At 62.3% G+C, this 22,919-nt stretch carries 17 protein-coding genes and 1 tRNA gene; 12 read left to right on the top strand and 6 right to left on the bottom strand.

Annotation, left to right across the window (positions count from 1 at the left end; genetic code table 11):
* Positions 1-1,819: beta strand repeat-containing protein (locus AB4Z43_RS26905; protein ID WP_441939662.1), on the bottom strand; the 1,819-nt coding region annotated here is incomplete at its 3' end.
* A gap of 1,094 nt (positions 1,820-2,913) precedes the next feature.
* The gene (locus tag AB4Z43_RS26900) at positions 2,914-3,135 is read right to left on the bottom strand and encodes a helix-turn-helix domain-containing protein (RefSeq protein WP_441939672.1); all 222 of its coding nucleotides are present in this window, start codon (positions 3,133-3,135) and stop codon (positions 2,914-2,916) included.
* 111 nt (positions 3,136-3,246) lie between these two features.
* Between AB4Z43_RS26900 and AB4Z43_RS26895 the strand changes: the two genes are divergently transcribed.
* Positions 3,247-3,771, top strand: coding sequence for a hypothetical protein (locus AB4Z43_RS26895; RefSeq protein ID WP_441939660.1), 525 nt, complete (start codon positions 3,247-3,249; stop codon positions 3,769-3,771).
* Positions 3,772-3,861: 90 nt separating this feature from the next.
* On the opposite strand, the gene AB4Z43_RS26890 is transcribed toward AB4Z43_RS26895, so the two are convergent.
* From AB4Z43_RS26890 to AB4Z43_RS26880, 3 genes are all read right to left on the bottom strand, one after another.
* Positions 3,862-5,049, bottom strand: a complete 1,188-nt coding sequence (locus tag AB4Z43_RS26890; RefSeq protein ID WP_441939659.1) for a tyrosine-type recombinase/integrase — start codon at positions 5,047-5,049, stop codon at positions 3,862-3,864.
* Positions 5,050-5,208: 159 nt separating this feature from the next.
* Positions 5,209-5,284: transfer RNA gene (locus tag AB4Z43_RS26885), tRNA-Phe, on the bottom strand.
* 306 nt (positions 5,285-5,590) lie between these two features.
* Complete coding sequence (locus AB4Z43_RS26880) at positions 5,591-6,463, bottom strand: helix-turn-helix domain-containing protein (protein WP_064980434.1); 873 nt, start codon at positions 6,461-6,463, stop codon at positions 5,591-5,593.
* Positions 6,464-6,567: 104 nt separating this feature from the next.
* Here AB4Z43_RS26880 and AB4Z43_RS26875 point away from each other — a divergent pair, with 104 nt between their 5' ends.
* From AB4Z43_RS26875 to AB4Z43_RS26855, 5 genes are all read left to right on the top strand, one after another.
* A complete protein-coding gene (locus AB4Z43_RS26875) occupies positions 6,568-7,839 on the top strand; it encodes an ABC transporter substrate-binding protein (RefSeq protein ID WP_038644532.1) in 1,272 nt (423 codons plus the stop codon).
* Positions 7,840-7,934: 95 nt separating this feature from the next.
* Positions 7,935-8,795 carry a carbohydrate ABC transporter permease gene (locus AB4Z43_RS26870; RefSeq protein WP_038644534.1) on the top strand — a complete coding sequence of 287 codons (861 nt, stop codon included), beginning with the start codon at positions 7,935-7,937 and terminating at the stop codon, positions 8,793-8,795.
* Positions 8,792-9,628 carry a carbohydrate ABC transporter permease gene (locus tag AB4Z43_RS26865; RefSeq protein WP_441939656.1) on the top strand — a complete coding sequence of 279 codons (837 nt, stop codon included), beginning with the start codon at positions 8,792-8,794 and terminating at the stop codon, positions 9,626-9,628. The genes AB4Z43_RS26870 and AB4Z43_RS26865 overlap by 4 nt, the downstream gene beginning before the upstream one ends.
* 8 nt (positions 9,629-9,636) lie before the next feature.
* Complete coding sequence (locus tag AB4Z43_RS26860; RefSeq protein ID WP_441939654.1) at positions 9,637-10,716, top strand: ABC transporter ATP-binding protein; 1,080 nt, start codon at positions 9,637-9,639, stop codon at positions 10,714-10,716.
* A gap of 36 nt (positions 10,717-10,752) precedes the next feature.
* Positions 10,753-12,780, top strand: a complete 2,028-nt coding sequence (locus AB4Z43_RS26855; RefSeq protein ID WP_441939652.1) for an aldo/keto reductase — start codon at positions 10,753-10,755, stop codon at positions 12,778-12,780.
* Between the two features lie 24 nt (positions 12,781-12,804).
* Here AB4Z43_RS26855 and AB4Z43_RS26850 read toward each other — a convergent pair whose 3' ends face one another.
* Positions 12,805-13,860: an AraC family transcriptional regulator gene (locus tag AB4Z43_RS26850; RefSeq protein WP_019860418.1), complete on the bottom strand. Its 1,056-nt coding sequence runs from the start codon at positions 13,858-13,860 to the stop codon at positions 12,805-12,807.
* A gap of 66 nt (positions 13,861-13,926) precedes the next feature.
* Between AB4Z43_RS26850 and AB4Z43_RS26845 the strand changes: the two genes are divergently transcribed.
* From AB4Z43_RS26845 to AB4Z43_RS26820, 6 genes are all read left to right on the top strand, one after another.
* The gene (locus tag AB4Z43_RS26845; protein ID WP_019860416.1) at positions 13,927-15,393 is read left to right on the top strand and encodes an alpha-glucosidase/alpha-galactosidase; all 1,467 of its coding nucleotides are present in this window, start codon (positions 13,927-13,929) and stop codon (positions 15,391-15,393) included.
* Positions 15,394-15,496: 103 nt separating this feature from the next.
* Positions 15,497-17,578, top strand: a complete 2,082-nt coding sequence (locus AB4Z43_RS26840; protein WP_441939649.1) for an ABC transporter substrate-binding protein — start codon at positions 15,497-15,499, stop codon at positions 17,576-17,578.
* A gap of 116 nt (positions 17,579-17,694) precedes the next feature.
* The gene (locus AB4Z43_RS26835; protein WP_441939647.1) at positions 17,695-18,702 is read left to right on the top strand and encodes an ABC transporter permease; all 1,008 of its coding nucleotides are present in this window, start codon (positions 17,695-17,697) and stop codon (positions 18,700-18,702) included.
* Positions 18,703-19,842 (top strand): ABC transporter permease, encoded by a 1,140-nt coding sequence (locus AB4Z43_RS26830; RefSeq protein ID WP_019860413.1) that lies wholly within the window; start codon positions 18,703-18,705, stop codon positions 19,840-19,842.
* 10 nt (positions 19,843-19,852) lie between these two features.
* Positions 19,853-21,520 (top strand): ABC transporter ATP-binding protein, encoded by a 1,668-nt coding sequence (locus AB4Z43_RS26825; protein WP_064980429.1) that lies wholly within the window; start codon positions 19,853-19,855, stop codon positions 21,518-21,520.
* A gap of 19 nt (positions 21,521-21,539) precedes the next feature.
* On the top strand, positions 21,540-22,910 hold the full coding sequence (locus tag AB4Z43_RS26820; RefSeq protein ID WP_441939645.1) for an alpha-glucosidase/alpha-galactosidase: 1,371 nt from the start codon (positions 21,540-21,542) through the stop codon (positions 22,908-22,910).
* The last annotated feature ends 9 nt before the right edge of the window (positions 22,911-22,919 follow it).

The following is a 22,919-nucleotide window of genomic DNA, read 5'->3' as shown; positions in this document are numbered from 1 at the left end:
CCAGGTGCACGTCGGTGAGGTCGACGTCGGTGAAGGTGATGACGCCGCTGTCGCTGAGGTTGCCGGCCGGGGCGACCTGCTCGGTGACCGCGCCGATCAGATCCTGGGCGGTGATCACGGGCGCGTCGTTGGTGCCGGTGATGGTGACGGTGACATTCTGCGTGCCGGAGTTGGTCGTGCCGTCATTGACCTGCACCGTGTAGGTGATGGTCAGGTTCTGGCCGACGCCCAGGAAATCGAGGTTGGCGGCGGTCGGATCGTAGCTGTAGCCGATGTTGGCCGCGCCACCGTTGGAGGTTGTGTCCGTCAGCGTGAACGCGCCGGCGGCAATCAGCGCGGCTGCCCCGGCGGGCAACGAGAACGGACTGCCATTGAGCTGCACCACCGGGCTGCCCACCACCGACGCATGCAGCGTGTCGCCAACGTCGAGATCGCTCACCGAGAAATTGCCCGTGATCGCGGCCAGGTTCTGGGCCGAGGCATTGGTCAGTTCAAGCACCGCCGCCGGATCGCTCGTGTCGCTCAATACCGGAGCATCGTTGGTGCCCGTGATGGTGATGGTGACATTCTGGATGCCGGAGTTGGTCGTGCCGTCATTGACCTGCACCGTGTAGGTGATGGTCAGGTTCTGGCCGGCGCGCAGGAAATCGAGGTTGGCGGCGGTCGGATCGTAGCTGTAGCCGATGTTGGCCGCGCCACCGTTGGAGGTTGTGTCCGTCAGCGTGAACGCGCCACTGGCGGTCAGCGCGGCTGCCCCGGCGGGCAACGAGAACGGACTGCCATTGAGCTGCACCACCGGGCTGCCCACCACCGACGCATGCAGCGTGTCGCCGACGTCGAGATCGCTCACCGAGAAATTGCCCGTGATCGCCGCCAGGTTCTGGGCCGAGGCATTGGTCAGTTCAAGCACCGCCGCCGGATCGCTTGTGTCGCTCAATACCGGAGCATCGTTGGTGCCCGTGATGGTGAAGGTGACATTCTGCGTGCCGGAGTTGGTCGTGCCGTCATTGACCTGCACCGTGTAGGTGATGGTCAGGTTCTGGCCGGCGCGCAGGAAATCGAGGTTGGCGGCGGTCGGATCGTAGCTGTAGCCAATGTTGGCCGCGCCACCGTTGGAGGTTGTGTCCGTCAGCGTGAACGCGCCACTGGCGATCAGCGCGGCTGCCCCGGCGGGCAACGAGAACGGACTGCCATTGAGCTGCACCACCGGGCTGCCCACCACCGACGCATGCAGCGCGTTGCCGACGTCGAGATCGCTGACCGAGAAAGTTCCCGTGATCGCGGCCAGGTTCTGGGCCGAGGCATTGGTCAGTTCAAGCACCGCCGCCGGATCGCTTGTGTCGCTCAGTACCGGCGCATCGTTGATCCCGGCGAACTGAATGGTCGCGGTTGCCCAACTGAGCGTCCCGTTGCCGAGCCGGATGGAGTAGATGAAGGTATCCGTCAAATACTGGCCAGCGTTCAACCCTTGCAACTGCGCCCTGAAAGCAGCCGACAGGTACGCTGTATCGTATCCCACCTTCCCGTCGGCCGTAATCCAGATCTTTGCGCCGTTGGCACTCGTATCGGAACTCGCGGATTCAATGCGCCCCAAGTCCTGCGTCAACAAATCAGCTGCGATGTAGCCGCTCATCGCGCCAGTGTTGTTCGTGCCGTTATCGACCGACCACAGTGATTTGGCGTTTCCGCCTAGATCATTGGCCATTACATTGAGGAAAACGGTCCCGAAACTGTCTTCGGTTAGCCCGGTAAAAACGCTGGTAAAGAAATCATCCACCGCCTGCGGCGTATTCGAAAAAGACGTTGTCGACCCACCCATAACAGTTCCCTTCCCCTAGTGCCCGTGGAGCGCTTGCCCGAAGCGCAGGTATTTATGCGGATGCATTCAACGTCGACCGGACGCGTCAATGCCCGTTGGCCCGCAACGTCGCTGTTCAAAGGAAATCCAGTACGAGTGGCTTGCGATGGCCGGCCAGGGACGGACCGCGGCGAGAGCGCCGGGATCAAATGAGCTCGCATTTAGACCAATGACATTTGCGCCGACGCGAGCCGGCCAAGCTCGCGGAGGCATCGGACATAGATTGGTGCCGACCGGATTTTCACGATCGACAACCGCGGGTTTGTCTGTATCGGTCGAGGCGGAAAAACCGTCATTGATGGACAAGGTGTCTTCGGGTTTTCGCCCAAATCGTCGGTTAGCTGGGCGAGAGAAATAGCGGACCGGGGGGGGGCAAAAAGAGGATGATCGTATCGTCGGCAACTGAAGATGCCGTCCCCAGCCTGCGTTGAATTGGAAAGCGGTATCGCCGTTCCACTGGCGTGTAATTTGAGAAGATGCCATTCAACCCCACCCATTTTACTCTGGTACAGTTACAGATGCCCCCACATCTATTTCACTCCCGCATTCAAAGATTAGCCACTCTCCATCTAAAACGACGATCAACATGCCAATTCTGGCAGACGGCTATTTCACTGCATAGTCCGAGCGCAGAAGGACATAGTCGCGCGATCAGCCAGACAGCGACATGCCCGTCCACATGTAGTGATCGCTCAAAATGTAGCCCGCGACGACTCTGCCAGCCGCGCTACGTTCCCTTTTAGTCCCCCAGAACGCCCACTCCCTGATTGACGATCAGGATGGTTTTTTTAGGAGATACTTATATTAACACATTCTTAACGGATATGAAGAGTAAGCGTCAACATACAAACGGATGAACGGTTAACGCGCTTGATTTCATTAGCGTTACGGTAGGGCGTGTGCATGGCCGCATGCGGGCGCCCCTTTATGCAACACCGTATCGAGCGGGCGGCGGTGCGCGTCGGCTTCGGGCTCATCTTGGTTGGTCGAAGATGGAGATGTGCGATCCAAGAAACTGCCGTTGGTTCGCTGATGCCGAACAGCGGCTTCGCGCCTCAACACCCGTTCTTCGACGTGCGGATCAGTGCCTCTGGCTCCATCCCGAGCGCGTCCGCAATTCGGCCGAGAACCGTGACACTGGCCGATACACTAGCGCGTTCAATCGCTCCAATGTAGCGCGCGCTCAGACCTGATCGCTCGGCCAATTCCTCTTGCGTTAGATGTCGGCTGCTTCTGGCCCGCCGTAAATTGATAGCCAAGGTTTCCTTGATGTTGATCCCAAGAGATAACTCGGGAATGGAACGATCATTCCAGGAACGATAATTCCTATTCGTCATTCAGTATGCTATGGAGTGGAACCCTGTCGTCAACGCAAATGGTCATCCGAAATGAATGGTTTTCGCCAAATTGCAATATCTAGCGGCAGCTCTCCCGATCCTGCTTTGAATTTGTGGAACGACTGGCACCGCGCTCGGCACGTGTCGCTCGTGCTGTGTCGGGTGCAGCAGCGGGTGGAGACGCAAACGATGGTCAATCCCGGAATTCCGGTACTGTCCGCCGGAGAAGTGAAAGCGCGGCAAGCAACGGTCGCCGCATCGGGTCCGGGGTCGGAATACGCGATCGCTCGGGAGGCCGAGGTGTTTGCGATGACCGAGGCGCTACGATTTCAGGATGCGATCCCCAAGGTTACGGCACTCTCGTTCGCGGGAATCGTTGCAAAGCTAGAAATGATTGTCGGCGCCGACCGGGAGATTGGCGACCCGACGGATTTCCCATGGCCGCACATCGCGTCCGTTTTGCGCGACCTGAAGGCGATTGCTGGCGACCTGCCGGCCTACCGGTCACACGCGCTGCCACCCGCGCAGATGTTGCACGGCATTGGGAGGAGGCAGCCAAGCTCGTCGCGGCCTTGAAGGCGCTCGCGTGAACGGCTCAACTGGCTATATCGACAGCGACCGCGCTAACGTGGAAAGCAGCGATCGGAACGTGGAATGTGCGTACGACTAGCGGCCCGCTTTTAGGGTATCTAGTAAATCCCCCCACTCCTGCATCATTGTGACCCGCTGCTCCCAATAGGTCGCTCGGTTGTAGGTTCGCCGGATGGCGTTCGTGTCCTGGTGCGCCAGGACCGCCTCAATGACGTCCGGATCGTAGTTGCGGGCGTTGAGGATGGTGCTGGCGGTCACCCGGAAACCATGGGCGGTCACTTCGTCCTTTCCGTAGCCCATACGCCGCAGCGCGGCATTCATGGCGTTTTCGGAAAGCGGCCGCTTTGTCGAGCGGATCGAAGGAAAGACCAAGCCGCCGTCCTCGGAGAGCGGCCAGACCTCGTCCAAGACCAAAAGCGCCTGTTTGGATAGCGGCACGTCGTGCGGAGCACGCATCTTCATGCGCTCGGCTGGAATATGCCAGACGGCGTTCTTTAGATTGAACTCGTCGCGCATGGCGCCCCGTACCTCGCCGGGACGGACACAGGTCAGGGCGAGGACCTGGAGGGCGGCTTTGATGGTTGGCCAGCCGTCGTACTCATCGATCGTCATGAGGAGCTGGCCGAATTTCCTTTGATCGATGATCGCGGCACGACCGTTGACTTTCGGCGGTTGGAGAGCGCCTCGCAGGTGAAGAGTCGGGTCTGTTTCCGCCCGTAAGGTGACGATGGCCAGCCGAAAGACGCTGCCGATCACGCCGCGTAAACGTCGCGCTGTTTCTCTTCGACCACTCTTTTCGATCTTCTGGAGGAGCTGGAAAATTTCGGCTGGAGTGATCTCTCTGATCGGGCGCCTGGCGATTGGGCTGGCTAGGTCTTCGAGGAGCCATTTGGTTTTGGTGACGGTAGCCGCCGCAGCGTCCCGTTCCTCCATCCGCGTGATATAGTCCTCGGCGATCAGGCCGAAGGTGGTGCGGGCTTCCGTGATGGCCGCATCCTTCTCCTCCTTGCGTTTGGTGGAGGGGTTGATGCCGGCGATCAGCAGCCTCTTGGCGTCGTCGCGCTTCCCTCTCGCGTCGAGAAGGGACACCAACGGGTATTTTCCAAAGGAGAGGATGTTTTCCTTCTCTAGGTAGCGGTACCGCAATTGCCAGAGTTTGGAGCCGTTGTTCCGGACGAGGAGATAGAGCCCGTCGCCATCAGCAAGGCGATACGGCTTGCCTCGGGGCTTGGCGTTCTTACAGGCGAAGTCGGAGAGCGACATGGGTAACAGACCTCCCAGGTATGGGTAACGTCCGGATCGTTACCCACAAACCGATGCGTTGCAACGGTACGCGGCGGGTCGGTATGAGCAGCTAAGAAAAGCCAACTTATTGATTTTGTTGACTAGCGGGATGCTATGAGAAGCGATGGGAAAAGGAAATGGTGCCCAGAGGCGGATTCGAACCACCGACACGCGGATTTTCAGTCCGCTGCTCTACCAACTGAGCTATCTGGGCCTGTTCCGGCAAACGAAAACGCGTGAACCGGATTTCATGAAGGCGCCGTGGGGCGCCCCTTGAAAGCGCGTGGGTTATAGCACGGGAATTTAGCCTGTCCAGCGCCTAGGTGGCGATTTCCGGCAGGAAAAGCGAGGCTGTGGAAAGGCCGGCTTCCTCAGGCGCTTTCACAACCGCAATGGCGCGCGGGCTGGCCTCCTTCTGCCCTTTGGCCTCTGTCCTAGCGCCGCCATGCCGCGCTGCAACCGCCGGGATCCGTCGTTAGCCGACGGTGGAGATGCCGCGGGGGGGCAACGAGCTGTCGCCCTACCTGGCGCCGGCCACGCCTTTGCGGAAGTCGGAGGGGGTCATGCCGGCCAGCTTGCGGAAGGACTTGTTGAAGGCGCTGAGCGAGCCGAAACCGGAGTCCATGGCGACGCGCAGCACATTGGCATCCTGATGCATCAGAAGCGCCTGCGCGTAGCTCAGCCGCAAAAGGTTGACATATTCGTTGAGCGTCATGCCGGTCGATTTCTTGAACAGGCTCATGGCGTATTTGGGATGGATATCGGCCGCCGCCGCTATGTTCATGCAATCGATGTCGTAGAGGAAATTCTCGGCGATGAAATCGCACATGCGCCCGACATTGCGCGAGGATTGCTGGTCGAACGCACTGCCGGCTTCCTGCCCGGCCGCCGTCTCTGGCACCAGCCTGTAGGGTTCGAACCGCACCCGCTCCAGCCGCAGCAGAAGCTCGTTGACGGCGTGTTCGGCCTTGGCCGGATCGCCCGAGCGGGCATAGCGGTTCCAGCGGGCGAAATTGTCGTTGTCGGATTGGTCGGTGGCGCTGGTCACCAGCGTCGCGCCCGTCATCAGCCGGTGGCGCACGTCCGCCGGCAGATGCAGCCGGAAGAAATGCACCAGCGGCAGATGCGCGCCGGCATAGATGGCGTCGTCGCTGAGATCGTCCATCTGGTGCGGCAGGCCGCCCCAGAAGAAGCACATCTCGCCGGCCGAAAGTGAGATTTCGTGCTCGTTCATGCGGTAGTGCACGCTGCCGCGCACGATGAAATTCACCTCGACCTGGGCATGCCAGTGCGGCTTGAGCATCACCAGCGGAGCGGTGTGAAACATCTGCAGGAGCAGCGGCAGGCCTTCCACGCTGCTGGCCCCCGGCTGGTAAAACGGCCGTTCCGGCATCTTACTTTCCGCCAATTCCGTATTCCCTTTGTCGGCGACAAGCCTTCCGCGCCGAATAGTGTAGCCACGCTCGCAGAGAGAGCAAATGAAATGGGAGGATTTCAATGCGCATCACACTGACTTGCGCCGCGCTCGCGCTTGCCCTGGGCTCAGCCCCGGCCTTTGCGCAGTCCGGCGAAATCACCATCTGGAGCTGGAATGTCGCCGCTTCGTCGCTGAAGGCGACGGTTGCCGGCTTCAACAAGCTGCATCCCGACATCAAGGTCACGGTTCAGGATCTCGGCAACCAGCCGACCTACGACAAGTCGATCGCCGGCTGTGCGGCCGGCGGCGTCGGTCTGCCCGACATCGTCACCATCGAGAACGGCGAAGCCGAGAATTACTGGAGCCAGTTCCCCGACTGCTTCGTCGACCTGCATACGCTGGGCTACAGTGCCGAGGACCAGAAGAAATTCCCCGATTTCAAACGCACCGAACTTGAGGTCGGCGACAAGGCCTATGCCATGCCGTGGGATTCCGGGCCCGTCGCCGCCTTCTATCGCCGCGACTTCTACGAGAAGGCCGGCGTCGATCCGGCATCGATCAAGACCTGGGACGATTTCATCGCCGCCGGCAAGAAGATCCAGGCGGCCAATCCGGGCGTCTCGATGACCAATGCCGATTTCAACGGCGACAGTGAATTCTTCCGCATGATCTCCAACGAGCAGGGCTGCGCCTATTTCGCCGAGGACGGCCAGTCGATCACGGTCAGCGAACCCAAATGCGTCGACGCCATGACCAAGGTCAAGGAGATGAAGGACGCCGGCATCGTCTCGTCCGCCGACTGGGGCACCAAGATCACCAACAACACGGCGGGCACCGTCGCCACCCAAGTCTATGGCGGCTGGTATGAAGGCACCATCCGCACAGAATCGGCCGGCGAGAACGGCAAATGGGGCGTCTATCTGATGCCGAGCCTAACCGCCGACGGTCCGCGCGCCGCCAATCTCGGCGGCTCGTCGCTGGCCATCACCTCGGCCTCGAAGAACAAGGAAGCGGCCTACGAGTATCTGAAATACACGCTCGGAACCAATGAAGGCCAGATCACCATGCTGAAGGAGTTCGGCCTCGTCCCTTCGCTGGTCTCGGCGCTGGATGATCCTTATGTCAGCCAAGGCCTGCCCTATTGGGGTGGCCAGGCGGTGTGGAAGGATATTCTGGGTACCTTGCCCAAGGTCGTCCCCAGCCGCGGCACGCAGTTCCAGAGCGATGCCGAAATCATCGTCCGCGCGGTGCAGACCAAATATCTGGCCGGCGGCTATCCCGACGCCAAGGCGGCACTCGACGATGCGGCAAAACAGATCGCCGCGGCGACCGGACTGCCGGTCAAGTCATAACCTCCCAGGGATGGGGTCCGGGACGACTCTTGCCGCCCGGACCCTGTCGCCTGCGAGCTTGGCTGAAACACCGGATATGAAGGAGGAGGAGCAGGATGCGCAACCGCAACGCCACGGCCTATCGTTTCCTGGCGCCTTATCTGCTGATCTTCTCCGTCTTCTGGGTGTGGCCGATCATCTCGTCGTTCATGATCTCCTTCCAGGCGACACGCACCGTGCCCTGGCGTTTCGCGCCGGGCTTCAACTGGGGCCGTCTGATCGGCGATCCGGCCTTCTTCAACGCGCTGAAGAACACGCTGCTCATCCTCGTCATCCAGGTGCCGGTGATGATCGCGCTGGCCATGGTGATGGCCGTGCTTTTGAATTCGCCGCTCCTCAAGGCGAGGGGCCTCTATCGCTTCGCCTTCTTCGCCCCGGTGGTGGTCGGTGAGGTCGCCTATTCGGCGGTGTTCCGGCTGATGTTCAGCCTCGATTTCGGCATCGTCAACAAGCTCCTGAACAGCATCGGGCTGCCCAAGATCGACTGGTTCTCCAATGTCACGCCGGCCATGGCGCTGATCATGATCGCTGTCACCTGGCGCTGGGCCGGCTACAACGCCATCATCCTTCTGGCCGGCATGCAATCCATCCCCGAGGATGTCTACGAGGCGGCGACGCTCGACCGCGTCAGCAAGCTCAAGCAGTTCTTCCACATCACCTTGCCGCTGTTGAAGCCGGTCATCGTGTTTTGCCTGGTGCTGTCGATCATCGGCACCATGCAATTGTTCACCGAGCCCTTCCTGATCACCGAGCGCGGCGGGCCGGGCGGCGGCACCGAGACGCTCGGCCTGCTGCTCTACCGCCAGGGGTTCCGGTCGCTCAATTTCGGCTATGCCTCGGCCGTCGCCTACACCATGGCGGCGCTGGCGATCGCGATCACGCTGGTGCAGCTGTGGCTGACGAGGGAAAAGCAATGAGTTCGCTCTCCTCCGCCCGCCTGAGGCGCAGCATCGCGCTGCATCTTTTCCTCACACCGCTGGCGCTGATCTGGCTGTTCCCGCTGTGGATGATGGTGGTGTTCTCGACGATGCCCGACAACGGCATCTTCAGCCCCGGCATCGAGCTCTTGCCGCACGGCAATTTCGTCGACAATTTCAACAATCTGCAGCGCGACACCAATTTCGTCGGCGCCATCGGCATCTCCGTCTCGGTGGCGGTGACCTACACCTTCCTGTCGGTGCTGTTGACGTCGATGGCCGGCTGGGCGCTGGCGCGCTACCAGTTCTCCGGCAAAGGCGTGGTCGTCGGCATCATCTTCGGCACCATCACGCTGCCCTATGCGGTGGTGCTGATCCCGCAATTCATCATGGTGGCGCGCGACTTCCAGCTCGCCAACACCTGGGTGGCGCTGATCGTGCCGCCGCTGTTCAATTCACTCGGTGTGCTGTTCATGCGGCAAAGTTTTTCGATGATGCCGGACGACCTCTTCGACGCCGCCCGCGTCGAAGGTGTGAAGGAGTGGCGCATCTTCCTCTTCGTCGCGCTGCCTCTGGCGCGGCCGATGCTGGCCGCACTCGCCATCATCCTGTTCCTCGCCTCCTGGAACAATTACCTCTGGCCGCTTTTGATCAACAGCCAGCCCGGTTCGATGACAGCGCCGGTGGCGCTCGGCACCCTGATCGGCCTCACCAAAGTGTCGTGGGGCGGCATCATGGCGGGCGCCGTGATGCTCACCGTGCCGATGCTGATCGTCTTCGTGCTCCTGCAGCGTCATTTCATCGCCGGCATCGCCGCCGGCGCAGTCAAGTAAGAGGCAGCATGGCAACCGTTACGCTGAGCAATGTGGTCAAGCGCTTCGGCGCCTTCGAAGTCGTCCATGGCGCCTACATCGACATCAAGCACGGTGAGTTCGTCGTCTTCGTCGGCCCGTCCGGCTGCGGCAAGTCGACCCTGCTCAGGATGATCGCCGGGCTCGAGGACATCAGCGGCGGCGAGATTGCCATCGGCGGCAAACTGGTCAACGATGTCGAGCCGGCCGATCGAGGCATCGCCATGGTGTTCCAGTCCTACGCGCTCTATCCGCATATGAGCGTCGAGCAAAATCTCTCCTTCGGGCTGCGCATGACCGGCAACCCCAAGGCCGACACCGACCGGCGGGTGAAGCGCGCGGCCGAGATCCTGCGCATCAGCGAATTGATGGACCGGCGCCCGAGGAAACTCTCCGGCGGCCAGCGTCAGCGCGTCGCCATCGGCCGCGCCATCGTGCGCGAGCCGCAAGTGTTCCTGTTCGACGAGCCGCTCTCCAATCTCGACGCCGAACTGCGCGTCCAGATGCGGGTCGAGATCTCGCGCCTGCACAAGGAACTCGGCGCCACCATGATCTACGTCACGCACGACCAGACCGAAGCGATGACGCTCGCCGACCGGATCGTCGTGCTGCGCGCCGGCCATATCGAGCAGATCGGCCGACCGCTCGATCTCTATGACGATCCCGACAATCTGTTCGTGGCCGGGTTTGTCGGCTCGCCGAAGATGAACTTCATCAAGGCGCAAATCGTCGGGCAGGATGCGCGTGGCGTCGTGGTCGAACTGGCGGGCCAGGAGAAGACCCGTATCACCCAGCCATTGGCCGGCGCCGCGCCAGAAGTGGGCAGCAAGGTCATCGTCGGCGTGCGGCCCGAACATTTCGGCAGCGCCGGGGAAGGCGACACCGACCTTGTCGTCGCCATCGACGTGGTCGAGCATCTCGGCGGCACGAGCTTCCTCTACGCCCGAACGGCCCATGGCGAAGACGTGGTGATCCAGCGCGACGCGGCGAAGGTTCCCACAACCTCCGAAGTCACCGTTTCCATCCGCAAATCCTACCTGTTCGACGAAAAAGGGCTGCGGCTGCGCTGACCGGCCGCCCCCTTCCAGCCTTCAAGGAGAATGACAATGACCGCAACCACGCCCATTCGCTGGGGCATTCTCGGCCCGGGCAGCATCGCCCAGGCCTTCGCCGGCGGCGTGGCCGCTTCGCGCACCGGAAAACTGGTCGCCATCGGCGCGCGCAATCCGAGCAAGCCGAGCCTCGCCGGGAATTTTCCCGGCGCCCGCATCGTCGACGGCTACGAAGCGTTGCTAGCCGATCCCGACATCGATGCGATCTACATCGCGGTTCCACATCCCGGCCATGCGCAATGGGCGATCCGGGCCGCGGAAGCGGGCAAGCACGTGCTGTGCGAAAAGCCGCTGGCGCTGACCGCCTTCGAGGCTGACGCCATGTTCCATGCCGCGCGCAAGGCCGGCGCCTTTCTCGGCGAAGCCTTCATGTACCGGCTGCACCCGCAGACGCTGAAGCTGGTGGAACTGATCAAGTCGGGCGTCATCGGCGAGGTCAGGATGATCAAGTCCAGCTTCGGCTTCGCCATGCCGGGCTTCATGCCGCGGCATCGGCTCTACGCCAATGATTCCGCCGGCGGCGGCATACTGGACGTCGGCGGCTATACCGTCTCCATGGCGCGGCTGATTGCCGGGGCAGCATCGGGACAACCTTTTGCCGAGCCCGACAAGGTGGTTGGCACGGCTCATCTTGGCCAGTCCGGCGTCGACGAATGGGCCTCGGCGCTGCTGCATTTTCCCGGCGGCATCGTCGCCGAGGTTTCCTGCAGCATCTCGCTGAACCAGGACAATGTGCTGCGTATCCTCGGCACCAAGGGCCGCATCGAAGTGCCGGACTTCTGGTTCGCCGGGGGAAATCGCGATGTCGGCCTCGGTCGGATCGACGTGATCGGCGCCGACGGCTCGCGCGAGACGATCAGCGTCGATGAAAAGCGCCATGTCTATTCCTTCGAGGTCGACGGCGCCGGCGAGGCCATCCTCGCCGGGCGGCAGGAGTTCGCCTGGCCGGGCATGGATTGGGCCGACAGTCTCGGCACCTTGCGGGTGCTCGACAGATGGCGCGCTGCCGTCGGGCTGGAGTACGAGATCGAAAAGGCCCCGCTGCGCACCAGCACCATCTCCGGCAGGCCATTGCGGTCGGGCGGCACGGCGATCGGCAAGCGCGCCATTCCGGGCCTGGCCAAGCCGGCGTCGGTGGTGGCGCTCGGCTTCGAGGATTTCCGCACCTTCTCCTCGGGCTCGATCCTGCTCGATGCCTTCTTCGAGGCCGGCGGCAATCTCTTCGACACCGGTTTTGTCTACGGCGGCGGCTACACCGAGACGCTGCTTGGCCAGTGGTTACAGAACCGCGGCGTGCGCGAGCAGTCGGTGATCATCGCCAAGGGCGCGCATTCGCCGCTCTGCTATCCCGACGTGATCGGCAAGCAGCTTGCCCAGTCGCTCGACCGCCTGCAGACCGACCATGTCGACATCTATTTCATGCACCGCGACAATCCGGATGTGCCGGTCGGCGAGTTCGTCGATGCCATGGACCGTGAGGTGAAGGCCGGGCGCATCCGTGGCCCGTTCGGCGGCTCGAACTGGACGATGCAGCGCATGGACGAGGCGATTGCCTATGCCGAGCGCGCCGGCAAGCAGAAACCCGGCGCGCTCTCCAACAATTTTTCGCTGGCCGAGATGCTGGAGCCGATCTGGGCGGGTTGTGTGGCTTCGTCCACCGACGACTGGAAGGCCTGGCTGACATCCAGGCAGATGCCGAATTTCGCCTGGTCGAGCCAGGGCCGTGGCTTCTTCACCGAGCGCGCCGGGCGCGACAGGCGCGACAGCGAGGAACTGGTGCGGGTATGGTATTCGGAGCGCAATTTCGGCCGCCGCGACCGCGCCATCGAGCTCGCCGCGCGCCTGCGCAAGAGCCCGATCCATGTTGCTTTGGCCTATGTGCTCAACCAGCCTTTCCCGTCGGTTCCATTGATCGGGCCGCGCACGCTGGGCGAGTTGGAAGACAGCCTGCGGGCGCTGGACATCGCGCTTTCGCCGGCCGATCTCGAGTGGCTGGACGGCGGCAGCCTTCACGCGGCCTGATAGAACAGGCCGCAAAAAGCGGCGTCAGGTCTCGTCGTCCGACACCCTGACGCCGCGCCTGGCCGGAGTCCGCAGACTGGCATACATGCCGGTGGTGCGGAACTGGCTGGGCGTGGTGCCGTAGAGGCGGCGGAAGACCTTCGAAAAATAATTCGCATCCTCGAAGCCGCTCAGGATGGCGACTTCCTTCACCGGCAGGAAGTCCGCCTTGGTCAACAGCTTCGCCGCCCGCTGCAGGCGCTGCTGCAGCACGAACTCGGCGGGCGGCAGGCCTTCGCTCTCGGCGAAGCAGCGCGAAAAATGGGCCCGGCTGAGACCACTGATCTGGACGAGGTCCGCCACCGGCAGCGGTTTGTCGAGATTGGCGTTGATATGATCGATGACCGGCTGCATGGCGCTCTGTTTTTCGGCAAAGGCATGCGAGCCGAAGACATCGTCATAGAGCGCCATCGCCGCCTCGTAGGCGATAGCGGACGCGGCACCCGCTGAGGCCGCCCCCTTGATGAGGCGCAGGCTGCAATCGGCAAGGTGGTCGATCGTCGCTGGCTTAAGCCGGAACACCGGACCGGAGATGCTGAGGATCGACTTGTGGATGCGCAGCGCCTCCTCGCCGTTCATCGAGATCCAGAAATATTCCCAGCGCTCGTCGCTCGCCAGCCAATAGCGGTGGTTGTGCGGCACCAGCACCAGCAGCGTGTCGTTCTCTTGCAGGCGATAGTTGCGGTTCTCGTAGCGCAGCCGGCCGGTGCCGCTGATCGTGTGCTGGAGCACGGTGAACGGCGTCTGGCCGCGTTTGCGTCCGTCCCAGTCATAGATCTCGTCCTCGCGCACCTCATAGCCGGTGCTTGTCGGCATGGCATGCAGGCGCTGCCGGCCGCGCGGCAGCGAGATCGTGCGCATCGACTGTCCGTTGGCGATCAAATCTCGTAGCACAAAATTACCCTTGAAAGCATAATCCTTCTCTGGTCGCGCTCGTGAATAAGGGCATAATCCCCCTCGAAAAGCGAGAGAGATCCGCAGGCGAGGAGCGGACAGGGAGGTTGGCAGGCCGGAATCCGGCTTGTCCCGTACACCTGCCATGGCATGTGGCTGCGACCCACCCCTGTCATTCCCGGCCTGTCACTGGAATAGGATGAGGTACGGCTGATGAGTTTCAAAATCGCTATCATCGGTGCCGGCAGTGTCGGATTCACCAAGAAACTGTTCACCGACATCCTGTGCGTGCCCGAATTCAGGGATATCGAATTCGCGCTGACCGACCTCAGCGAACACAATCTCGGGATGATCAAGGCTATTCTCGACAAGGTCGTCGAGGCGAATGGGTTGCCAACCAGGGTGACCGCGACAACCGATCGCCGCAAGGCGCTCGAAGGCGCGCGCTATATCATCAGCTGTGTGCGGGTCGGCGGTCTGGAAGCCTATGCCGACGATATCCGCATTCCGTTGAAATATGGCATCGACCAGTGCGTCGGCGACACGATCTGCGCCGGTGGTATCCTCTATGGCCAGCGCAACATTCCGGTGATCCTCGACTTCTGCAAGGACATACGCGAGGTCGCCGCGACGGGCGCCAAATTCCTCAACTATGCCAACCCGATGGCCATGAACACCTGGGCGGCGATCGAGTACGGCAAGGTCGACACGGTCGGCCTCTGCCACGGCGTCCAGCATGGTGCCGAGCAGATCGCCGAGGTGCTTGGTGCGAAGTCCAGGCACGAGCTCGACTATGTCTGTTCCGGCATCAATCACCAGACCTGGTTCATCGATTTGCGGCTGAATGGCCGCAAGATCGGCAAGGATGAGCTGGTTGCCGCCTTCGAGGCGCATCCGGTCTATTCGCAGCAGGAAAAGCTGCGCATCGATGTCTTGAAGCGCTTCGGCGTCTATTCGACCGAGAGCAACGGCCATCTCTCCGAATATCTGCCATGGTACCGCAAGCGCCCCGACGAGATCACGCGCTGGATCGACATGTCGGATTGGATCCATGGCGAGACCGGCGGCTATCTCCGCTACTCCACCGAAACCCGCAACTGGTTCGAGACGGAGTATCCGCAATTCCTCGAAGCGGCGTCGAAGCCGATCGATCCGGCCAAGCGCTCCAACGAACATGCCAGCCACATATTGGAGGCGCTGGAGACCAACCGCGTCTATCGTGGCCACTTCAACGTCAGGAATGACGGCGTGATCACCAATTTACCGCAGGATGCCATCATCGAGTCGCCCGGCTTCGTCGACCGTTTCGGCATCAATATGGCCGCCGGCATCACGCTGCCGGAGGCCTGTGCGGCCACCTGCATGTCCTCGATCAACGTCCAGCGCATGTCGGTCCATGCCGCGGTATCAGGCGACATCGATCTCTTGAAACTGGCCGTGCTGCATGACCCGCTGGTCGGTGCGGTATCGACGCCGGAGGAAGTCTGGCAGATGGTGGACGAAATGGTCGTCGCCCAGGCTCAATGGCTGCCGCAATATGCGCATGCCGTTCCGGCCGCCAAGGAGCGGCTGTCGAAATCCGCGGTCAAGACCCGCGAATGGGCCGGTGCTGCGCGGCGAAACGTGCGCTCGATCGAGGAATTGCGCGCCGAAAAAGCCGCGCTCAAACAGGCCGGCTGAAAAACCCGGGCGCGGCGGCGGACCTTGGGAGGCAGGTCCATCGCATTGAGCCGTCCGAGCAGAGACGAGCAGCAGAAAACGTCTGAACATGAGGGAGGAGACTATGAGAAACCTACGCAGCATTGGCATTGCCGCCGGACTGGCGCTGAGCGTCTCGGTTCCGGCACTCAACGCTTTCGCTTCAGAGCCGACAGTCCCGCCGGTGCCGGCGACCTTTCCGGCCGAGGGCAAGATCAAATACGTGGCGCGCGACTCCATCCTGGAGTTCAAGGCCCTGCCGGAATATCACGAGCCGGATTGGGTGACCGAAAAATACGTCAAGACCGGCAAACTGCCGCCGGTCAAGGACAGGTTGCCGAAGGAGCCGCTGGTCTTCAAGACGGCCAACATGCCAAACGGCATCGGCGTCTATGGCGACACCATGCGCCATGTCATCGGCGGCCGGCCCGAAGGCTGGAACTACGGCGCCGGCCAAACGCAGGGCTGGGGCGGCATCGATATCGGCCTCTCCGAATGCCTGACGCGCACGGCGCCGCTGTTCCAGGTCGAAGCCAAGGACACCGAGCCGCTGCCGAATCTGGCCAAAAGCTGGGACTGGTCGAAGGACGGCCACAAGCTGACCATGCATCTGATCGAGGGCGCGAAATGGTCCGATGGCGTGGCCTTCAACGCCGACGACGTCATGTTCTATTGGGATGACGAGGTGGTCGACCCGAACGTCTCGCCGCTCAATGGCGCGACGCCCGAAACCTTCGGCGTCGGCACGACGCTGAAGAAGATCGACGACTACACTGTCGAATGGACGTTCAAGGACGCCTTTCCGAAACAGTACCTCTACGCCATGGCTTACGGCACCTTCTGTCCCGGCCCGGCGCACATATTGAAGCCGCAGCATCCGAAATATTCGAAGAACACCTACGACCAGTTCAAGAACGCCTTCCCGCCGGAATTTATGAACATGCCGGTGATGGGCGCCTGGGTTCCGGTCGGCTACCGGCCGGACGACATCATCGTCATGCGCCGCAACCCCTACTACTGGAAGGTCGATGAAAAGGGAAACCAGCTGCCCTACCTCAACGAACTGCAGTACAAGCTGTCGACCTGGGCCGACCGCGACGTCCAGGCGGTCGCCGGCTCGGGCGACTTCTCCAACCTCGAGCAGCCGGAAAACTTTGTCGCCTCGCTGAAGCGCGCCGCTGAAGCGAACGCGCCGGCACGGCTCGCCTTCGGTCCACGCCTCATCGGCTACAATCTGCGCATGAATTTTTCAGCCAACGGCTGGGGCAACCCGGACGAACGCAGCCAGGCGGTTCGCGAGCTGAACCGCAACGAGGATTTCCGCAAGGCCATCACCATGGCGCTCGACCGCAAGGCGCTGGGCGACTCCCTGGTCAAGGGGCCGTTCACCGCCATCTATCCCGGCGGCTTCTCCTCGGGCACCAGCTTCTATGACCGCAAGTCGACCGTCTACTATCCGTTCGACCTCGCTGGCGCCAAGGCCGAACTCGCAAAGGCCGGCCTCAAGGATACCGACGGCGACGGTTTCGTGAACTTCCCGGCCGGCACCGCCGGCGGCAAGAACGTCGAGATCGTGATGCTGGTCAACAACGACTACGGCACAGACAAAAGCCTCGCCGAAGGTGTTGTCGCCCAGATGGAAAAGCTGGGCTTGAGGGTCGTGCTCAACGGCCTCAACGGCACCCAGCGCGATGCCTCGCAATACTCCGGCCGCTTCGACTGGCTGATCAGGCGCAACGACCAGGAACTGACCTCGGTCGTGCAGAACACGGAGCAGCTCGCGCCTGTCGGTCCGAAGACCAGTTGGAACCACCGCGCGCCGGAAAGCGGCGAGGTCGACCTGATGCCTTTCGAAAAAGACCTGGTCGACATTGTCAACAAGTTCGTCGCGTCGGAAGACAATGACAAACGCGCCAGCCTGATGAAAGAGTTCCAGAAGATCTCGACCGAACATGTCTACAATGTCGGCCTGACGGAATATCCCGGCGCGCTGATCGTCAACAAGCGCTTCTCGAACATTCCGCAGGGCACGCCGATCTTCATGTTCAACTGGGCCGAGGATTCGATCGTCCGCGAACGCGTCTTCGTCGCGGCCGACAAGCAGGCGAAATACGAATTGTTCCCGCAGGAGCTCCCGGGCAAGCCCGGAGACAAGGGTCCGATGTAAGTTTACCTCCCCTGACCAAAGGAGACCCGGCCGCGCCGCTGGCGCGGCCGGGGCAAACCAACCCTCCGAACGACCCTCGATGGGAGCGTCCGGCGAAATGAGGAAGCCGACCGTCCATGCTGCGATTCTTGACTATGCGCATAGCGTCGGCAATACCGGTCCTCGCAATCCTGAGCCTCGTCACCTTCGCCATCATCCAGGCACCACCTGGTGACTATGCCGACTACATCCGTTCGCAGCTGGTCAACCAGGGCGGTGCCTCCTTCGCCGAGGCCGATGCGCAGGCCCAGGCCTACCGCGTCGAACACGGCCTCGATAAGCCGCTGCCCGTCCAGTACCTCAACTGGATCGGCGGGATCATCACTCGCGGCGATTTCGGCTACAGCCTCTACTACAACAAGCCGGTCGCCGATGTGGTGGGCGAGCGCCTGCCGCGCACGCTGCTCCTGGCGCTGGTCTGCCATTTGCTTGCCTCGGTGCTGGGCATCACCTTCGGCATATGGGCGGCGACAAGGCAATACACCTGGATCGACTCGACGCTTTCGGCCATCGCCTTCCTCGGCATGACCGTGCCGCGCTTCCTGATGGCGCTGATCATCGTCTATCTGCTGGTCTTCCAGTTCAACGTGTCGGAGATCGGCTCATTCTTCTCGCCGCAATATGGCGGTGCGCCATGGTCGTGGGCGAAGTTCGTCGACCTGGTCAAGCATGTCTGGCCGGTGGTCGCGATCGCCACTTTCGGCGGCCTCGCCTACAATATGCGGGTCATGCGCGGCAATCTGCTCGATACCCTCAACGCGCAATATGTCGAAACCGCGAGAGCCAAGGGCCTGACCGGCAGCGCCGTCGTCATGCGCCACGCAGTGCCCAATGCGCTGCATCCGCTCGTCATGTATCAGGGTGTGGTGTTGCCCTACATGCTCACCGGCGAGATCGAGACGGCAATCATCTTCGCGCTGCCGACCGTCGGCCCGGCGGTTGTCGGTTCGATGGCGGTCGGCGATGTCTACGTCACCGCCACCTTCATGATGGTGCTGGCGGCGACGCTGATCGTCGGCAACATCATCGCCGACATGCTGCTCGTCCTGCTCGACCCGCGCATCCGCCAATACGGAGAGAGCTAGATGCTGGCCCGCGATCCATCACCGCCGCCGCTGCCCGCCGAAGGGCCTATCGTCGCCAAACCGGCGCGCGGCAATGAAAGCTATATCGCGCTGGTCTGGCGCCGGCTGAAGCGCTCCTGGACCGGCATGGCCGGGCTTTGGCTCGTGGTGCTGCTGCTGGTCATGGCCGTGTTCGCCGAGTTCCTGGCGCCGATGGACCCGAAGGCGACCGATGTCGGCTTCGCGCCGCCGCAACTGCCCTCCTTCCACGATAAGGACGGCAATTTCGTCGCGCGGCCGCGGGTCTATGCGCTGGCCGATTCGGCCGACCTCGATCCGGTCACCTTCCAGCCCGTGGTCGGCCCCGACTACGACCATCCAAGGCTGCTCGGCTTCTTTACCGAGGGCGCGCCTTACAAGCTCTTCGGACTAATACCGGCGAACCGGCATTTCTTCGCCTCGATGGACGGCCAGCCGGTGCATTTCCTCGGCACCGACAAGTTCGGCCGCGATGTGCTGTCGCGCGCCATCCATGGCTCACGGGTCTCGCTGATGATCGCGCTGACGGTCGTCTTTATCATAACCGTCATCGGCACCACCGTCGGCACTGTTTCCGGCTATTTCGGCGGCCGGTTCGATATCTGGATGCAGCGCTTCGTCGAACTGGTGCTCGCCTTCCCGCAGCTGCCGCTCTATCTGGCGCTGACGACGCTGATCCCCGTCACCGCGCCGACCAATGTCTTCCTCGCTTTCGTCATCATCGTCATGTCGGCGCTGGGCTGGGCGCAGATGTCGCGCGAGGTGCGCGGTAAGACGTTGGCGCTGGCGCGCATCGAATATGTGCGCGCCGCCATGGCGGTCGGCGCCACCGACCGGCGCATCATCCTGCAGCACATCTTGCCCAATGTGATGAGCCACGTGATCGTCGCCGTCACCTTGGCAATCCCGACGGTGGTGCTGCTCGAATGCTTCCTCGGGTTCCTCGGCTTCGCGGTCAAGCCGCCACTGATCTCCTGGGGCCTGATGCTGCAGGACACCGCGACCTATTCCGTCATCGGCACCTATCCCTGGATCCTGTCGCCAGTCGGTTTCGTGCTCGCCACCGTCTTTGCCTTCAACGCGCTGGGCGACGGCCTGCGCGACGCCGTCGATCCGTATTGAGGTGGCTGGGATGACCGTCGTACTCGCCGAATCCTTCGCCCCCACCGTCCGTCATGACCATGACGGGCGCCAGGACCAGCCCATCATCGACGCCCGCAATATCGAGGTCGCCTTCAAGGTCGAGCACGGTGTTGTCGAAGCGGTCAAGGACATCTCGTTCCAGCTCTATCGTGGCGAGACGATTGCCATCGTCGGCGAATCCGGTTCCGGCAAGTCGGTGACGGCTCGCGCCGTCATGGGGCTGCTGTCGCGCCGGGCCACCGTGTCGCCGAAATCGAGCATCTGTTACGACGGCCAGAACATCCTGAAATTTCCCGAGAGCGAGCGGCGCAAGCTGCGCGGTAACCGCATCTCGATGATCTTCCAGGAGCCGATGAGCTCGCTTAACCCGATCTATACGGTCGGCAGCCAGATCGTCGAGGCGATCCGGGTGCACCGTAAGGTGAGCCGCCGGCAAGCCTGGGCACGGGCGCTCGAGCTGCTGCGGCACGTCCAGATCCCCGAGCCGGAAGCACGGCTCAAGCAATATCCGCACCAGCTTTCGGGCGGTCAGCGGCAGCGCGTGATGATCGCCATGGCGCTGGCCAACAATCCTGACGTGTTGATCGCCGATGAGCCGACCACCGCGCTCGACGTCACCGTCCAGGCGCAAATCCTCAACCTGATCCGCAATCTGCAGAAAGAGCTGCGGATGGCGGTGATCCTGATCACCCACGATCTCACAGTGGTGCGCAAATTCTCCGACTATGTCTATGTCATGCAGCATGGCGCGATGTGCGAGCACAACGTCACCGAACGGCTGTTTGCCGACCCGCAGCATCCCTACACGCAGCGGCTGCTCGCCGCGGAGCCGCGCGGGCGTCCGCAACCGCTTCCTGAGGGCAGCGGCGCCATCCTCGAGGCGAATGATGTGCGCGTCTGCTTCATGCTGCGCCACGGCAGTTTCCTGAAGCCGGACTGGCGCGAGCTGGTCGCCGTCGACGATCTCGGCCTCAAGCTTTGCCGCCATGAGACGCTGGGGCTGGTCGGTGAATCCGGTTCCGGCAAGACCACCTTCGGCCAGGCGCTGCTGAGATTGATCGACACCAGGCGCGGCGAAATCCGTTTCGACGGCCAACCGATCCAGGGCCTGTCGCGCAACGAGATGCGGCCGCTGCGCTCGCGCATGCAGATCGTTTTCCAGGATCCGTTCTCGTCGCTCAATCCGCGCATGACGATCGGCCAGATCATCGAGGAAGGGCTGGTCGTCAACAGCATCGGCGCGACGCGGGCGGAGCGGGTGGACCGGGTGCGTGAGGCGCTGGTCAGCGCCGGCATGCCGGGCGATATCCTGTCGCGGTTCCCGCACGAATTCTCTGGCGGGCAGCGCCAGCGCGTCGCGATCGCCCGCGCCATCGCGCTTGAGCCCGAATTCATCCTGCTCGACGAGCCGACATCCGCGCTCGACCTCTCCGTCCAGGCGCAGATCATCGACCTGCTGCGCAAGCTGCAGGACGAGCGCGGCCTCAGCTACCTCTTCATCTCGCACGATCTCAAGGTGGTGCGCGCGCTGTGCCACCGCGTCATCGTCATGCAGCACGGCAAGATCGTCGAGCAGGGACCTGTCGACGAGGTCCTCACCAATCCCAAGACCGCCTACACCGAACGGCTCGTCCGAGCCGCTTTCGACGTGGCTTGAACATATGCCGGAGGTTAGTATGGCAAGACATCCCAGGATCACTTTCATCGGCGCCGGCTCGACCGTGTTCATGAAGAACATTGTCGGCGACGTGCTGCAGCGGCCAGCACTCTCGGGCGCGACGATCGCGCTGATGGACATCAATCCGCAGCGGCTGGAAGAGAGCGCCATCGTCGTCAACAAGCTGATCGCGACGCTCGGCGTGAAGGCGAAGGCCGAGACCTATTCCGACCAGCGCAAGGCACTTGCCGGCGCCGATTTCGTCGTCGTCGCCTTCCAGATCGGCGGCTACGAGCCCTGCACCGTCACCGATTTCGAAGTGCCGAAGAAATATGGCCTGCGCCAGACGATCGCCGACACGCTCGGCGTCGGCGGCATCATGCGCGGCCTGAGGACCGTGCCGCATCTGTGGAAGATCTGCGAGGACATGCTCGCCGTCTGCCCCGAAGCGATCATGCTGCAATATGTCAACCCGATGGCGATCAACACCTGGGCGATTTCAGAGAAATACCCCGCCATCAAGCAGGTCGGGCTCTGTCACTCGGTGCAGGGCACGGCGATGGAACTGGCGCATGATCTCGGCCTTCCCTACGAAGACATCCGCTACCGCTCGGCCGGCATCAACCACATGGCCTTCTACCTAAAATTCGAGCACCGCCAGCCCGACGGCTCCTACCGCGACCTCTATCCGGATCTCGTGCGCGCCTATCGCGAAGGTGGCGCGCCCAAGCCGGGCTGGAATCCGCGCTGCCCCAACAAGGTGCGCTACGAGATGCTGACCAGGCTTGGCTATTTCGTCACCGAAAGCTCGGAGCATTTCGCCGAATACACGCCCTATTTCATCAAGGAAGGTCGCCCCGATCTGATCGAGAAATACGGCATTCCGCTCGACGAATACCCCAAGCGCTGCATCGAGCAGATCGAGCGCTGGAAAGACCAGGCGCAGGCCTACCGCTCGGCGCAGCGCATCGAGGTCGAGGAGTCCAGGGAGTATGCCTCCTCGATCATGAACTCGGTCTGGACCGGCGAACCATCGGTTATCTACGGCAATGTCCGCAACAATGGCTGCATCACCTCGCTGCCCCGCGACTGCGCTGCCGAAGTGCCCTGCCTGGTCGATGCTTCCGGCATCCAGCCGACCTATATAGGCGATCTCCCGCCGCAGCTGACGGCGCTGATCCGCACCAACATCAACGTCCAGGAACTGACGGTGCGGGCGCTGATGAGCGAGAATCGCGAGCACATCTATCATGCGGCGATGATGGATCCGCACACGGCGGCCGAACTCGACCTCGACCAGATCTGGTCACTGGTCGACGATCTCCTGGCCGCTCACGGCGACTGGCTGCCGGCCTGGGCGCGCGTGAGCCGCAAGACCGAGGCTGCCTGACGGGCGATC

This window comes from Mesorhizobium sp. 2RAF45, from assembly GCF_052115225.1.
Classification (GTDB): domain Bacteria; phylum Pseudomonadota; class Alphaproteobacteria; order Rhizobiales; family Rhizobiaceae; genus Mesorhizobium; species Mesorhizobium jarvisii.
This window is presented reverse-complemented; position numbering and strand designations above follow the sequence as displayed.

What these genes read in the sequence shown, in the direction of transcription:
- AB4Z43_RS26845 (WP_019860416.1), top strand. Translation starts at nt 13,927, where the DNA reads ATGAGTTTCAAAATCGCTATCATCGGTGCCGGCAGTGTCGGATTCACC.
- AB4Z43_RS26890 (WP_441939659.1), bottom strand. Translation starts at nt 5,049, where the DNA reads ATGTCGCTCTCCGACTTCGCCTGTAAGAACGCCAAGCCCCGAGGCAAG.
- AB4Z43_RS26895 (WP_441939660.1), top strand. Translation starts at nt 3,247, where the DNA reads ATGAATGGTTTTCGCCAAATTGCAATATCTAGCGGCAGCTCTCCCGAT.
- AB4Z43_RS26840 (WP_441939649.1), top strand. Translation starts at nt 15,497, where the DNA reads ATGAGAAACCTACGCAGCATTGGCATTGCCGCCGGACTGGCGCTGAGC.
- AB4Z43_RS26865 (WP_441939656.1), top strand. Translation starts at nt 8,792, where the DNA reads ATGAGTTCGCTCTCCTCCGCCCGCCTGAGGCGCAGCATCGCGCTGCAT.
- AB4Z43_RS26860 (WP_441939654.1), top strand. Translation starts at nt 9,637, where the DNA reads ATGGCAACCGTTACGCTGAGCAATGTGGTCAAGCGCTTCGGCGCCTTC.
- AB4Z43_RS26820 (WP_441939645.1), top strand. Translation starts at nt 21,540, where the DNA reads ATGGCAAGACATCCCAGGATCACTTTCATCGGCGCCGGCTCGACCGTG.
- AB4Z43_RS26880 (WP_064980434.1), bottom strand. Translation starts at nt 6,463, where the DNA reads ATGCCGGAACGGCCGTTTTACCAGCCGGGGGCCAGCAGCGTGGAAGGC.
- AB4Z43_RS26830 (WP_019860413.1), top strand. Translation starts at nt 18,703, where the DNA reads ATGCTGGCCCGCGATCCATCACCGCCGCCGCTGCCCGCCGAAGGGCCT.
- AB4Z43_RS26850 (WP_019860418.1), bottom strand. Translation starts at nt 13,860, where the DNA reads ATGGCAGGTGTACGGGACAAGCCGGATTCCGGCCTGCCAACCTCCCTG.
- AB4Z43_RS26835 (WP_441939647.1), top strand. Translation starts at nt 17,695, where the DNA reads ATGCTGCGATTCTTGACTATGCGCATAGCGTCGGCAATACCGGTCCTC.
- AB4Z43_RS26825 (WP_064980429.1), top strand. Translation starts at nt 19,853, where the DNA reads ATGACCGTCGTACTCGCCGAATCCTTCGCCCCCACCGTCCGTCATGAC.
- AB4Z43_RS26870 (WP_038644534.1), top strand. Translation starts at nt 7,935, where the DNA reads ATGCGCAACCGCAACGCCACGGCCTATCGTTTCCTGGCGCCTTATCTG.
- AB4Z43_RS26875 (WP_038644532.1), top strand. Translation starts at nt 6,568, where the DNA reads ATGCGCATCACACTGACTTGCGCCGCGCTCGCGCTTGCCCTGGGCTCA.
- AB4Z43_RS26855 (WP_441939652.1), top strand. Translation starts at nt 10,753, where the DNA reads ATGACCGCAACCACGCCCATTCGCTGGGGCATTCTCGGCCCGGGCAGC.